Source organism: Virgibacillus sp. 7505 (assembly GCF_002272135.1).
Lineage (GTDB): Bacteria > Bacillota > Bacilli > Bacillales > Amphibacillaceae > Terribacillus.
Map to the genome: position 1 here is coordinate 40,404 of NZ_NPBF01000021.1, position 13,464 is coordinate 53,867.

16 protein-coding genes are annotated in these 13,464 nt (G+C 43.5%); 11 read left to right on the forward strand and 5 right to left on the reverse strand.

What is annotated here, in order from left to right:
- Window positions 1-35: 35 nt before the first annotated feature.
- Window positions 36-176 carry a hypothetical protein gene (locus CHH91_RS20505; RefSeq protein WP_176465716.1) on the reverse strand — a complete coding sequence of 47 codons (141 nt, stop codon included), beginning with the start codon at window positions 174-176 and terminating at the stop codon, window positions 36-38.
- 193 nt (window positions 177-369) lie between these two features.
- Here CHH91_RS20505 and solA point away from each other — a divergent pair, with 193 nt between their 5' ends.
- The 4 genes from solA (at window position 370) to CHH91_RS07730 (ending at window position 4,336) form a co-directional block, all read left to right on the forward strand.
- Window positions 370-1,494: an N-methyl-L-tryptophan oxidase gene (solA, locus tag CHH91_RS07720; protein ID WP_095222881.1), complete on the forward strand. Its 1,125-nt coding sequence runs from the start codon at window positions 370-372 to the stop codon at window positions 1,492-1,494.
- A gap of 111 nt (window positions 1,495-1,605) precedes the next feature.
- The gene (locus CHH91_RS20510) at window positions 1,606-1,776 is read left to right on the forward strand and encodes a hypothetical protein (RefSeq protein ID WP_176465717.1); all 171 of its coding nucleotides are present in this window, start codon (window positions 1,606-1,608) and stop codon (window positions 1,774-1,776) included.
- A gap of 223 nt (window positions 1,777-1,999) precedes the next feature.
- Window positions 2,000-3,469 (forward strand): murein hydrolase activator EnvC family protein, encoded by a 1,470-nt coding sequence (locus CHH91_RS07725; RefSeq protein WP_095222882.1) that lies wholly within the window; start codon window positions 2,000-2,002, stop codon window positions 3,467-3,469.
- 87 nt (window positions 3,470-3,556) lie between these two features.
- On the forward strand, window positions 3,557-4,336 hold the full coding sequence (locus tag CHH91_RS07730) for a nucleotidyltransferase domain-containing protein (protein ID WP_095222883.1): 780 nt from the start codon (window positions 3,557-3,559) through the stop codon (window positions 4,334-4,336).
- A 32-nt stretch (window positions 4,337-4,368) separates the two neighbouring features.
- Here CHH91_RS07730 and CHH91_RS20515 read toward each other — a convergent pair whose 3' ends face one another.
- Complete coding sequence (locus CHH91_RS20515; RefSeq protein ID WP_176465718.1) at window positions 4,369-4,542, reverse strand: hypothetical protein; 174 nt, start codon at window positions 4,540-4,542, stop codon at window positions 4,369-4,371.
- A gap of 512 nt (window positions 4,543-5,054) precedes the next feature.
- Here CHH91_RS20515 and surE point away from each other — a divergent pair.
- The 5 genes from surE to CHH91_RS07755 all read left to right on the forward strand — a co-directional run bounded on the left by surE (window position 5,055) and on the right by CHH91_RS07755 (window position 10,138).
- Entirely contained in the window at window positions 5,055-5,843 is a 789-nt protein-coding gene (surE, locus tag CHH91_RS07735; protein WP_095222884.1) for a 5'/3'-nucleotidase SurE, read from the forward strand.
- Window positions 5,844-5,857: 14 nt separating this feature from the next.
- A complete protein-coding gene (locus CHH91_RS07740) occupies window positions 5,858-6,877 on the forward strand; it encodes an ABC transporter substrate-binding protein (protein ID WP_095222885.1) in 1,020 nt (339 codons plus the stop codon).
- An 18-nt stretch (window positions 6,878-6,895) separates the two neighbouring features.
- Complete coding sequence (locus tag CHH91_RS07745) at window positions 6,896-8,602, forward strand: ABC transporter permease (protein ID WP_095222886.1); 1,707 nt, start codon at window positions 6,896-6,898, stop codon at window positions 8,600-8,602.
- Entirely contained in the window at window positions 8,599-9,678 is a 1,080-nt protein-coding gene (locus CHH91_RS07750) for an ABC transporter ATP-binding protein (protein ID WP_095222887.1), read from the forward strand. The genes CHH91_RS07745 and CHH91_RS07750 overlap by 4 nt, the downstream gene beginning before the upstream one ends.
- Window positions 9,679-9,760: 82 nt before the next feature.
- Window positions 9,761-10,138 carry a DUF2513 domain-containing protein gene (locus CHH91_RS07755; protein WP_095222888.1) on the forward strand — a complete coding sequence of 126 codons (378 nt, stop codon included), beginning with the start codon at window positions 9,761-9,763 and terminating at the stop codon, window positions 10,136-10,138.
- Between the two features lie 398 nt (window positions 10,139-10,536).
- Here CHH91_RS07755 and CHH91_RS07760 read toward each other — a convergent pair whose 3' ends face one another.
- Together CHH91_RS07760 and CHH91_RS07765 are read right to left on the reverse strand one after the other, a co-directional pair.
- Window positions 10,537-10,689 (reverse strand): DUF4021 domain-containing protein, encoded by a 153-nt coding sequence (locus CHH91_RS07760; RefSeq protein WP_095222889.1) that lies wholly within the window; start codon window positions 10,687-10,689, stop codon window positions 10,537-10,539.
- Between the two features lie 74 nt (window positions 10,690-10,763).
- Window positions 10,764-11,036 carry a hypothetical protein gene (locus CHH91_RS07765; protein ID WP_286160721.1) on the reverse strand — a complete coding sequence of 91 codons (273 nt, stop codon included), beginning with the start codon at window positions 11,034-11,036 and terminating at the stop codon, window positions 10,764-10,766.
- A 227-nt stretch (window positions 11,037-11,263) separates the two neighbouring features.
- On the opposite strand from CHH91_RS07765, the gene CHH91_RS07770 reads away from it, so the two are divergent.
- Both CHH91_RS07770 and CHH91_RS07775 read left to right on the forward strand, forming a co-directional pair.
- The gene (locus CHH91_RS07770) at window positions 11,264-11,875 is read left to right on the forward strand and encodes a cell wall hydrolase (RefSeq protein WP_095222891.1); all 612 of its coding nucleotides are present in this window, start codon (window positions 11,264-11,266) and stop codon (window positions 11,873-11,875) included.
- Between the two features lie 174 nt (window positions 11,876-12,049).
- Window positions 12,050-12,883, forward strand: a complete 834-nt coding sequence (locus tag CHH91_RS07775; RefSeq protein WP_483372391.1) for an SDR family oxidoreductase — start codon at window positions 12,050-12,052, stop codon at window positions 12,881-12,883.
- 351 nt (window positions 12,884-13,234) lie between these two features.
- Here CHH91_RS07775 and CHH91_RS20520 read toward each other — a convergent pair whose 3' ends face one another.
- Entirely contained in the window at window positions 13,235-13,375 is a 141-nt protein-coding gene (locus CHH91_RS20520; protein WP_176465719.1) for a hypothetical protein, read from the reverse strand.
- Window positions 13,376-13,464: the final 89 nt, after the last annotated feature.

Below are 13,464 nucleotides of genomic sequence, written 5' to 3' on the forward strand. Positions count from 1 at the left end.
GTCAGTAAATTTAGAAAAGCTGTCGTTGAGCCATTTTAAGGACTTTTTTCCTGATTTGCAGCTTGTTCCAGCCTTTGCTTTGTTTCCAGCATTTCCAGTCGCGTCATTGGGTCAAAAAGTCCTTCGGCAAGCGTCTTATCAATATATTGGATAGCTTTGTCCAATTGGGAATCCATTTTATTTACACTCCTTCTCCATAGGTTTTCTCTACTACCGTGTTTTGTTAACACTTCCAGTATAATGGCACATAATCGCATCCTTTATACTAGGTAAATTGCAGCCTGTCCTCCGAAAATACTTCTTTCTAGAAGTTGTCCGTCAACTCCTCTTTCGATATGCTTAATTTACTGAAAAAATGAGGTGAGAAACATGCTATACGACATCATCATTCTCGGAGCTGGTTCAATGGGAATGAGTGCAGGATATCAGCTGGCAAAGCAAGGACAGAAGGTATTGATGCTGGACAGCTATCATCCTCCGCATACCCACGGAAGCCACCACGGGGAAACAAGGATTATCCGTCATGCATATGGCGAAGGGGAGGCTTATGTGCCATTTGCTCTCCGTGCCAGAGAATTGTGGAAGGATCTTGAGAAGAGGATCAAAAGAAACATTTTGCTTGAAACAGGTGTATTAAACTGCGGGCCTGAATCAAGTCCTTTTATACAGAATGTCTTTAAGAGCGGTGAAAAATATGACTTGGATGTGGAAAAGCTTACTTCGGGCGAAATGAAAAAACGTTGGTCAGGTTTGACTATGCCCTCTGATTATATCGGCGCTTATGAAAAGGATGCAGGTTATCTGTTAACAGATCAAATCTTGAATGGATACGCTGAACTTGCTGCTTCTCATGGAGCCAAACTTGCAGGAGGCCAGCGTGTAGAAAAAGTACATATAAAAAAGGGCAAAGTCGAAGTTAAGGCTGATAATGAGATATATAGTGGAAAGAAGCTGATCGTAACAGCAGGAGCATGGGGAGGAGAATTGCTGTCACAGCTTGGAATGCAGCTACCGATTACAGTCACCCGGAAGACATTTGCTTGGCTGCACGCTGATGAATCTTTTCAGGAAGGCAAATTTCCTTGTTTCAGCTTTGACACGGATATGGGTACATATTATGGGTTTCCTGATATAAACAGGACTGGATTGAAAATCGGACGTCATGACACCGGGTTGCAGATACACCCAGATCAGAAGAGTGATCCATTTCATGATGGTGACGCAGAAGAGCTGTTATGCTTCCTGTCTCGATTTATGGGCGGCGGAACATTTCGGCTTCGGGAAGGGAAAACATGCATGTACAGCATGACTCCCGACGAAGATTTTATCATTGATCATCATCCGGATCACCCTGAAGTCATGTTCGCACTCGGCTTTTCAGGCCATGGATTCAAATTCGCCAGTGCAGTAGGTGAAGCTCTCAGTGAAATGGCACTGGAGAAGGAATTGACAGTGGATATGAAGCCTTTTCGTTTAAATAGATTTGAAGGATAGATGCAGGTTTTGATGGTTATTGTTAAAGAATGGACATAAAACAAAGCAAGGTGACTTTCTATCATGTTATAATAATGGAATAGACTATTTTTTGTAAGGAGATGCTGTATCATGCCACCAAGCGTGCGTTTGATTCTGATCTTGGCGGTGGCCTTGCTTACTGTCGGGCTCTTATTTTATGGAGCTGTCAAAAGTAAGCAGATGAGGGTGCCTTTCATGATTTTGGGGATATTATTAGCATTCATCTATATCGTTTCATTTATCGTATTATTTGTTATATAAAAAGCATGCACAACTATCGTGCATGCTTTTTATATTTTCTACAGGAAAGCTTACCATTCATTTCTAGTAACGGTGAAATTGAAACATTATTGTAATGTTTTGTCACACTTTCGTATAGTATACTGTTTCCGGAGATTACTTTATTTTCTATTCATTACAGATTAATCATACTAGGGCTATAAGAAACAAAAATCAAATAAATAGATTCACAGGGGGAACGGATTTGAGAAAAAAATGGCTGCATATCGGTTTGGCTGCAGTGATCGGAACTGCTGCACTTGTCTTGCCGGTATCTAGTAATGTTGCTTTTGCCTATGAGGATTTGGATGAACAAAGAGAAGAAGTCGAACGGAAGAAATCGGAGAATGAAGAGCAGCAAACAGAGAAGTCAGAGAAGCAGGATGACTTGCAGGCTGCTGCTGAGAAACTCCGCACTGAGTTAGAGAAAATCGATGGCAAAATCGGTGAAACGAACACCAAACTAGCAGATACAGAATCTGAGATTTCCAGCTTGGAATCTGATATTGATACATTGAAGAAGGAAATTGCTGATCTTGAAGTCCGGATCGAAGAGCGTCACGGTTTGCTGAAGGATCGGATGCACTCTTTGCAGAAAAGTGGGGGTCAGGTAAAATATTTGGATGTCATCATGGAATCCAAGAGTTTTTCGGACTTCCTGAACCGTGTTGATGCTGTAAGCACAATCATGGGAGCCGATCAGGATTTGATGGAAGCTCAGCAGCAGGACTTAGAAGATGTTGAATCTAAGAAATCAGAGCGTCAAACAAAGCTTGTTCGTGTAGAGAAGCAGGCAGATGTCTTAGAAGAGACAAAGCAAACCTTGACAGATCAGCAGAAAGAGAAGGACAAGCTTATTGCAGATGTTATGGAAGAATATGATGTAACTTCTGAAGAACTTGTCAGTCTGAGTGAGGAATCCGCATTGCTGGCTGCCCAGGAAGAAGCTATTGCTGCAGAGGTTGCTTACCGTGATAAGCAGAAAGCAGAGGAAGAAGCACGCAAGGAAGAAGAGCGTCAGCGTGCAGAGCAAGCAAAGCAGGAAGAAGCTGCTAGAGTAGCAGCAGCTGAAAAGGAAGCAGCTGCCGAAGCGGAAAAAGCTTCTGCATCTGCTGCAAGCGAATCGGCAGTAAAACAAGAGCCGAAGCAGGAAACAACTGAGCAGAAGCAAACAGCAGATACGAAGTCGGCATCTGCCAACTCAGCTTCAGCTCCAGCTAAACGGGCGAATACTGCACCTAAACAGGAGCAGCAAACATCCAAGGCTCCTGCGTCCAGTGGTGATTTCATTACACCAGCACCTGGCAGTATTACTTCCGGTTTCGGACCAAGATGGGGTACATTCCATTACGGAATCGATATTGCGAAGCGTGGATCTAATGTGCCGATTTGGGCAGCAGCTTCTGGTACGGTGTCACAAGCCTATTATTCTTCCAGCTACGGAAATGTGATTTTTGTGAGTCATTCTATTGATGGAAAAACATATACCACTGTATATGCTCATTTAACATCGATGAAAGTAAGTGCAGGTCAGCGTGTCTCCCAAGGACAGCAGATCGGAACAATGGGGAATACAGGTATGTCACAAGGACAGCACCTTCATTTTGAATTGCACACAGGTGCATGGAACGGCAGTAAATCAAATGCAGTGAACCCGATTCCATATTTGAACTAAGTAAAACTCCAACACGCGTAAAGGGTGTTGGAGTTTTTTTGCATTTGGTGTAAAGTGGAAGGAATATATGGAAAAGGAGGGAGCTGAATGCACCAACCAGCCTTAGATAGGCTAGCAGATATTTTAGCAAATGAAGAGGAAGTTAAAGCCATATTCGTAAAAGGATCTTTTGGCAGAGGAGAACAGGACCCGTACTCTGATATAGATTTATATTGCCTAGTGGAAGAAAATGACTTAAATCACTTTCTAACAAAAAGATTGACCTTGCTTTCGGCATATAAAAATGTGCTTTATAGCGAAGAGCTATTTATAATTGCGCCGCAGTTAATTGTTGTTTACGAGGACTTCCTCCATGTGGATTTGTTCACAGTAACGGAAAAGACGTTTAAACAGAGCGACTATTTTCAAACTCTTTATGATCCGCATCACTTGCTGGATCAATTCAAAGAAACACAAAAGCTGACGATGTCAGATGAAGAATATGGCAGCCAGATAATAGATTTGACATGGTTTCTCTTCCAGTATCGAAAAGCTGCTCATCGAGGGAATGGTGCATGGGCAGCTGCTATGCTTCAGCAAGTTACCGATCCGCTCGCCAGAATGCTTTTGCATCATTATGCACCTGGTCGTGCACAACTTGGTTTGAAACGAGCGGAGCAGCTGCTGCCTTTTTCTATTTATTCCGAGTTCAAAATAGTCTTGGAAAATGTTACTCCATCAGGGCATCAAAAAGCAGCAAATGCTATTCTTCATCTGCTCACCCGAGAACAACCTTTTCTGGAAAATCATCTTAGAGAAGCAGAAAAACAAGTAGTCTATCCTTTTTTTCAAAGGTTGATTGCAGAAGTATCTCTTCTTAATAAGTAAAAGAAAAAGCGATATCCTTTAGGATATCGCTTTTAATCTATACTAGCTTGAACCGACCACCGGACATCGCTATTCGTCTGTGAATTAAGCTTCTCCATCAGATCTGTTGCTTCCATTTCATTACGGAACAGCATATCTGAAGATGAACTAGAATGTTTTAGGTAGGTTTTCGTTCCGTTCGCTTCTCGGACAATTCTGTAGAGCATCGAACCCACTTCCTTACCTATTTATTATATTTCTATATCCATTGTCTCATAGGAAATGACGAATGTATATGAATTAAATCGAATATACCATTAAGATTCTGTGGCAAATTAGTATAATCTGCATTTTCTTAGCGGACTTCTAACGGAGAGTAGGTCAAAAGTAATTACAAGTTTTCTATGCTCATGAAAAGGATCAATTTATGTATATATTGTAAATTATTTACGTTCAAACAGACAGAGTGATAGATAAATGTCTGTTCTTATTGAGAATAAGCCTCCAGTAACAATTTTCTTTCTTTTACAACAATTAAACATATCTTCACAATACTTTAAACACTAGCTTCACAATCAGCTTGTACAGTTAACAATATAGGAACAATTGAAAGGAGTAATGCTGTGAAGGCTATGTATTTTTCTTTAATGTTACCCTGGAGCGAACCTCAGGAAAAGATAGTGCAGGATGCAGCTGAAAGCTGTTTGTCTGGCTTTATGCAAGCAGAGGAGGGCGTCACATGAAAATATTGGTTACCAATGATGACGGTGTCTTCTCTCCTGGTGTAGAGGCGATGATTGAGACACTGCAGCATTTCGGCGAGGTATATGTCGTTTGCCCAGATCAGGGATTCAGCGCTGTCAGCCGATCTATTACTTCACGGCAGCCTGTTCGTGTAAAGGAGATGTATCATTTTCCGGGTGTTGCAGGAGCTTGGAGTCTGAACGGTACTTCTGCTGATTGTGTCAAGCTAGGTGTGGAAGTACTGCTTCCAGAAACACCGGATTTCCTTTTCTCAGGGATCAATCTGGGACCTAGTCTGGGGAGGGATGTGTATTACTCCGGCACGATGGCCGCGGCTGTGGAGGCTGCCCTATATAACATCCCGTCTGCCTCCGTCAGCTTGAATATTAGCTCTGTTCACCATGTGAACTATTCCAAGGTAAAGACTCTTTTCTATCAGGTTGCAGAAGTTCTGCTCCAGCACAGATCGAAATCGGTCGGTTTACTGAATGTTAATTTACCGAATGTAGATAAACGGGAGTACAAAGGGATTCAAGTCATCCCGATGGACATGAGTGTATCGCGGTATCGCTTCGTTGGCCTGCATGATCCTCATGGTGAAGTATATTATTGGTTGAAGGATCAGCTTCGGGAGCTGGAGAATTTTCATCCGGCAAGCGATTATCTTTTGTTGAAGGAAGGATACATAACCGTCTCACCGTTTGAATTGCGCACCCACTATAAACGCAAACAAGAACAAGTAGAACGCTGGTTTAAGTCTATGGAGACAAATACATCAGAGTAAAGGGAGAGATTGGGATGAAAAGAAAATGGATGGCAGGTATCGTAGGTACTGCATTGTTTGCACTTACAGCATGCGGGCAAGAGGAAGCCGGTACCAGTGCAGGTGCTTCGGACGGAGAAATCGCCGGTACGCTCAGCTTCTATACATCCCAGCCGGATGCGGATGCTCAGAAATTGGTCGAGGGCTTTGAAAAGCGCTACCCGGAGGTGGAAGTGGAAACATACCGTTCTGGTACCGAAGAAGTGATTTCCAAGCTGAATGCGGAGAAGATGGCAGGAGATGTGCAAGCCGACGTCCTGCTCGTGGCGGACAGTGTGACATTTGAGGATTTGAAGGAGCAGGATATGCTGCAGGCCTATGAGTCTGGAGAATTGGATAGCGTCCCGGATGAATTCGAAGATGCTGATCATTATTATACAGGAACGAAAATCATGGCAACAGGAATAGTAGCCAATACCGAATCGGGTGACGTACCAACTAGCTGGAGTGCATTAGAAGAAGCTGACGCAAAGGCTCAGACAGTCATGCCTAGTCCGCTGTACTCTGGTGCTGCAGCATACAATCTTGGTGTTTTGACCAGACAGGATGCTTTTGGCTGGGAATTCTATGAAAAGCTCAAAACCCAAGAAACCGCAGTAGTAAAGGGGAACGGTGATGTATTGAAATCTGTTGCTTCCGGTGACAAGCAGTATGGTGTGATTGTCGATTATCTTGCTGCCAGGGCCAAAGCGGATGGATCTCCAGTTGAGCTCGTTTATCCAGAGGAAGGTGTCCCGGTCATCACGGAACCGATCGGTATCACAAAGGATACCGATAACCCTGCAGCTGCAGAAGCTTTTGTTGATTTTGTTTTATCTGAAGAAGGACAAAAGCTGGCAGCAGAGCTGGGTTATACCCCGATCCGTGAAGGTATCGATGCTCCGGAAGGGCTGAAGACATATGATGACATGAAAGTATTACAGGCTGATACTGAAGCATTGTATACATCACGCAATAAAGACAAACAGCAATTTGAGGACCTGTTCGGTAAATAAGCAAATGGAGGGCAACCCATGCAACTAACTATGAAATCAAGGCAGCTGGAAGAAGGCGGGCATACCGCCCTCCGCAAGCTTCCTGCTATAATCGGGATGCTGATCCTCATCTTCTTTTTCCTGCTGCCGATTGTCAGGCTGATCCTAATGAGTTTCACCTCTGGAGAGAGCCTCTCTGTCAGTGCTTATTCAGAGGTGCTCAGGGAGTCTGTCACTTGGAAAACACTGTGGAATACAATTTATATTGTCCTCGGCAGTACTGTCTTGTCCATGATACTCGGCATAACGATGGCTGCAATCATGGCATATACAGATGTTCGCGGTAAGTCTGTTATGCAGCTGTTCATCTATTTGCCTTTCATCATTCCGTCTTATATTACGACACTCGCTTGGGTACAATTTTTCAGCAGTTCAGGTCCGCTTGGTAGATTGCCTGAATGGCTGATGCCTAATCTATACAGTGTCGGAGGAATTATTTTCGTACTCGGTATATCACATTACCCGCTTGTCTATTTGATGACAGTACAAGTGTTCCGCAGAATTCCTCGTGATGCAGAACTTGCTGCAATGGTTTCGGGTGCGTCACGTATCTCAACCTGGAGAAAAGTGATTCTTCCGATGGCCCTGCCTGGTATTTGCAGCGGAGGTTTGCTAGCGTTCTTGTCCAATCTGGATAACTTCGGTGTGCCGGCTTTTCTAGGTATACCTGCAAATATACGTGTACTGAGTACATACATCTATGAACAAGTGATCGGATATGGACCAAGTGCCTTCAGTCGGGCAGCTGTTCTTTCCGTATTGCTTGGTATCGTTGCTGCAGCTGCTACGCTGATTCAAGTATGGCTTTTAAGAAGAAGCAAAGTTACAGAAACAACTGTGCCGGATAATGAGCCTCGAATCCACCTGCGCCCAAGCCGGAGGAAAATCTTGCAGACAGTCATTTGGATATTTCTGTTAAGTACAAGCCTGGTGCCTTTTTTGGCTATGGGTACAGTCAGCATGGTCCAAGCATATGGAATCGATTTGACATGGGAGAATTTATCTCTGGAAAATTATCGCTATATCTTATTTGAGGATGAAAAAGTAATTCGATCCTTAAGCAATAGTCTTCTGCTAGGTCTCATCACTGCATTTGTCTGTCTTATTTTCGGAACTATATTTGCTTATTACCGTTCCCATAAGCAAGGAAGATTTCCAAAGGTATTGGAAGCGATTATTACGATGCCTTACGCTCTACCAGGAACAGTACTGGCGCTATGCATCATTTTGATGTGGATGCAGCCATTACCTGGCTGGTATCCAGGTGTGTATGGTACACCAGCTATTCTATTGATCGCTTATATCACGCGGTTCTTTGTATTGCAGTTCCGAGGCAGCTACACTGCTTTCTCGCAGTTGGATGCTCGGATGGAAGAGGCAGCGCGGACGAACGGCGCAACCCTTATTACAAGATGGAGGCAAATTCTCTTGCCGCTTATTTTGCCTGGTGTCCTGAGTGGTGCGCTGCTTGTTCTGCTGACATCGCTGACAGAGCTTACTGTCTCCAGTATGCTATGGTCAAGCGGTGCCGAGACAGTAGGAGTGATTATTTTCAGTTTCGAGCAAGCTGGTTACAGCACGTACTCGACTGCATTTTCGTCATTGATTGTCCTGGCAATTCTGCTCGGGGGTATTGCATCTCTCGTGTTGCAGCGTAAATGGAGTCAAAGGGGGAAAAAAGCATGATCACATTACAAGGATTGGAAAAGCATTATGGGAAAACCGCGGCATTGAGCCAAGTGGATCTGACGATACCACAGGGGGAATTCCTCGCCATTCTCGGTCCGTCTGGCTGCGGAAAAACAACATTGCTGCGATTGCTGGCTGGTTTCATGAGGCCTACGGCTGGAGCTATACGATTCGGTGATACAGAAGTAGCTAATTCCAAACATAGCAGCAAGCCGGAAAATCGTAATATAGGTATGGTTTTCCAATCGTTTGCCCTTTGGCCTCATATGACTGTCGAGGATCATATACGCTTTGCATTGAGAAATCATCGGTTTACTCGAAAACGGACGGTCGAAGAACAGGCAGAAAGAGTAACTGAGGTATTGCAGCTTGTCGGAATGGAATCTTTCCGGAAAAGATATCCTGCAGCTCTATCAGGCGGACAGCAGCAGCGTGTAGCATTAGCTCGGGCAATCGCTCCGGAACCTGATATTCTGCTAATGGATGAACCGCTTAGTGCTTTGGATGCGGAATTGCGTATCAGTATGCGAAAGGAAATCAAGCAGATTCACAAGAAGCTAGGTGCCACCATCATCTATGTTACGCATGATCAAGGAGAGGCTTTGGCAATGGCTAATCGAGTGCTTGTCATGCAGCAAGGCAAGATTGAACAAGCAGATGCTCCAGAAACAATCTATCAGCGTCCGGAAACTCCTTTTGTGGCTACATTTGTTGGGAAAGCAAATTTAGTAGAAGGTACGTGGCATGGTGACCACTTTGTACCTGCCGGCAGTCAAATACGCTGGCGGGATAATGGCGTTTCAGAAAAGCTGAAACAAAAGCAGCTTTATCCTGTCCGACCGGAGGAATGGCAGCTGTTACCGGCAGAAGCGGATGGATTGAAAGGAGAAGTAATCATAAGCCAGTTCCAAGGAACAGAACGGCATTACGTGATTCGGGTGGACACTCAGGATTATCAAGCATCTCAGCCAATTGCTGCTTCAGCATGGCGTGAAGGAGAGCTGGTGTCGTTGCAGGCAGGAGCAAAAGAGACACAGTATACAACCGAAGAAGTGCTGATAGAATTAAGATGATAGTAAAACTGGACTCCCGTGAAAGGGAGTCTTTTTTCTTGAAGGAAATTGGATACAAAGACAGAAATAATGGATAGAGGTGATGCGTTTGAAACGGGATATGTCTCTTATCAGAAGTCTCCTGCTGGATATTGAAGCAGAATTCACAGAGGGAGGTTTTGCGCTGGAAGTAACAGAAGAGGATGAGTATTCCGAAGAAGAAATGAATTATCACTTGCAGCTGATGAAGGAAGCGAAATTAATTAAAATGGATACCGTTCTTGATGAGGAAGAGGAAGAAGAGGAGCTGCTCATCTATGGGTTGACCTGGGATGGACATGAGCTCCTGGACAGTATCAGGGAAGAGGAAGTATGGCAGCAGCTACTCGTGAAGCTGAAGAGAGAGAAGGGCAGTATGCCGTTTTCCGTTCTGCGTAAACAGGCGGCGAAAGCAGCGGAAGCATTTTATGCTTCCGAATAATTTTTCAAAAATACGATGGGATTTTTGAAAAAAAGAAGTTTTAATTACTAGCCAACTTGGCAAAACAGAAGTATCAAGATTATGGGAGGGTTAGATATGCTCTGCATCTTTTCCGCCGCGAGGGATAAGTTCCGGGAAGACTACCAAAAACAGCAGCAGGCGGCTAAGCAAGGCGCCAAGACTGATACAGCTGCTAAGAAATAAGAAAAAGCTGCGCACTTATAAAAAGCGGATGCGAAGTAAAGACTACAGATAAAAAGCAAAAGAGGTGCAGGCAGGTGCGCAGTCGGTCTACATTCATCAAAGGATTCATGTTAGGGATTGTCATTGCCCTGGCAGTATGGTTCGTCGTAACTTATATAGCTTCTAAATTTGTATGATATAAGAAAACACAGCTGTTATAGCTGTGTTTTTTTCTGCTTGTGGGCGTTGTTTTCATATTCTGTTTCCGGATGACCGTATTCGCCATTCATCGCTTGTTCATCCTGATCCAAACCGATCGCTTCTGCTGCTTCATCACGCTGATTCGATTTATCTTCTCTTTGCTGCATCTATCCCACCTCCTGCCGATAGTGTGGCACTCCTGACAGTAATTATGTAAGGACAGTCTAGCTGCCCCTCTATTTTAACGCTGTTGCGTGGAATAGTAATAGTTGTTATACGGATAAGGTGTTGGATATGGATAAGGAACAGGATAAGGCACTGGGTAAGGAGCGTTATATCCATATTTATAACCATAGCCCGGTCCGCTGATTAAAGCACTGCCAAGAAGACCTCCTGCCAATCCGCCAATGAATGGGATGAAAGCGAATCCGAACCGCTGATCCTCCTGGTTTGTTCTGTAGTCTGTTGTATATGCTGATTGTCCATATGGATGCGAATAGTGTGTATAGCTCATAAACATTCCTCCTGTCCCTTTACTTTATGCACAGCAGTCTAGGGAAGGATGGGCAAGTATCTTGACGATTAAGAAAAGATTTCCAAGCTAGAAACTCATTGGCAGGACTAGTTTTCAGGCAAGGACATACACTAGTAATGACATGTTTATGTTTGTAAGCCAAGGTGACTGGGTATTAAGCGTTATGGACTAATTTTGGACATACATAACGAGAAAAGGACTTGATTATGCAGAAACTTCTTACGCTTTTTTTATTGACTTTCTTTTTTATCAGTAACCTATGTCTGGTTTTATACCTGCCATTAAAGGATCTGAAACAGAATGTCTATCCTGCAAGAGTTTATGCGGATGAAAGAACCCAGCCTATGCTATCGGAGAAGGATACGCATTCTGAAAACGGACCTGCATCCATCGTCTTATCTGAAAGAGATGATCGAACAAAGGACTTGGCGGAAGCGACAATCGAACAAAAACAGTATTCAGCTGAAGAAATCGAGCTGCTTCAAAGATTAGTACAAGCTGAGACGAGCGGAGAGGACTATCCCGGCAAGGTAGCAGTGGCTACTGTAGTCCTTAATCGTATCGAAAGTGATGAATTCCCTGATTCAATTCATGATGTAATCATGCAGAAGGGGCAGTTTCAGCCTGTAAGCTCGGGTGTCATATGGCGAAGTGAACCAACGGAAGAAACGGTACAAGCAGTGGCGGATGCATTGGTGCAAAAAGATAATATGCAGGACATAGTCTGGTTCATGAATCCGGAAACAGCTACTACAAACTGGATAGCAGAAACGCAGGAGCATGTGGAACAGATTGGCAACCATGTATTCTACCGTTAATATGGAAGTGTTTTTTGATGGGTGTTGTCGAACTCAATTATTTTTGTAATTTAGGCTCATCACGAATGGCAATAAGCTCTAGCAGATTTGAATTTCAAACCCAGCTCGTTGCACCAAAGTATGTTTTATATCTCCTCTGACCGGCAAAACATTAGGGAAGCCTAATAGAAGGAGATGTTAGCATTGGGGAAATTAGATGATCGTATTGCAGTCGTGACCGGCGGAGCTACCGGTATTGGTCGAGCAACTGCTTCTTTGTTTGCAAAAGAAGGAGCTACAGTACTTGTAGCCGATATAAAGAAAGATGAGATGACAGGTTTGACAGAATCCATTCTATCGGCTGGAGGAAAAGCAGAAGCCTACGAAGTAGATGTTTCTGACGAGGATAGTGTGAAGAAATTTGCTGATCAGGTAAAAGACGTTTATGGAAAATTGGACGTGCTCTTCAATAATGCCGGTATTGATCAAGAAGGCGGCAAAGTGCATGAATATCCAATTGAATTATTCGACAGCATCCAAAAGACAGATCTGCGGGGAACGTTCCTGATGAGCAAATTTCTTATACCGCTTATGCTGGAAAATGGGAAAGGCGCTATCGTGAATAATGCTTCGATGAGCGGGAGTTTTGCCGATCTGGACAGATCTGGCTATAACGCAGCCAAGGGCGGTATTATCAACTTTACAAAAGCAACTGCCATTGATTATGGCAGACAAGGAATACGGGCTAACTCTGTGTCGCCAGGTACTATCGAAACACCATTGATTGACGAACTGACAGGTTCAAAAGAAGAGGAACAGGGAAGAGCTTTCCGCGAATCGAATAAATGGCTTGCTCCAATGGGCAGACTCGGAGCACCGGAGGAAATTGCCAAGGCTGTTTTGTTCCTTGTATCAGATGACAGCTCCTATATCACTGGTCAGGACTTGATCGTTGATGGAGGACTAACAGCATACACATGGCCAGGCAAAATGGTAATGGACGACAGCTGGAAAGAAACAACGGAATAACAGGTGGGGTGCGATTACATATTGTCCCAATTGTGAAGTGGTAAAGAAAAAATATATACAAACAGTCGATCACCGATATTGAATCGGCGATTGGCTGTTTTTTTGTGTAATAGGTTTTCTTCTTTGATGGTGTTTTGTAGGTCCTGCGGAACTGCCTCTTTTCTGTATATATGGCTCATATCTTAAAATACAACATATTGTTCTAGATAAAAATGCCTCTTTGAGAATCGAAGTCTTTTGATAAAGTGAGTGTTTATCTAAAAGAAAAAATATTTTAAAAAAACAGATATTTAATTGATATTTGAAAGGGCTTTCATTTATACTGTTACTAAATCAGTTTACAAAACCGATTTAGTAAAGGAAACTCCGGATTGCAGCTACAAAGAGTTTGTTACTCTTTTCGTGGTCTTCGAGGTTCCACCATCTCCTTACCCCAAAATCATATAGCAGCTCAGCAAACGCATGTCCATTGCTTAGTAAGAGTTTGCCCATCTATTATTCTCCTTGATACAGCTATCATAGACAGTTTTAAATGCAAGTAAAAACATGGGAATGCTTCGTGAAAATCGTTCAAATTAAGA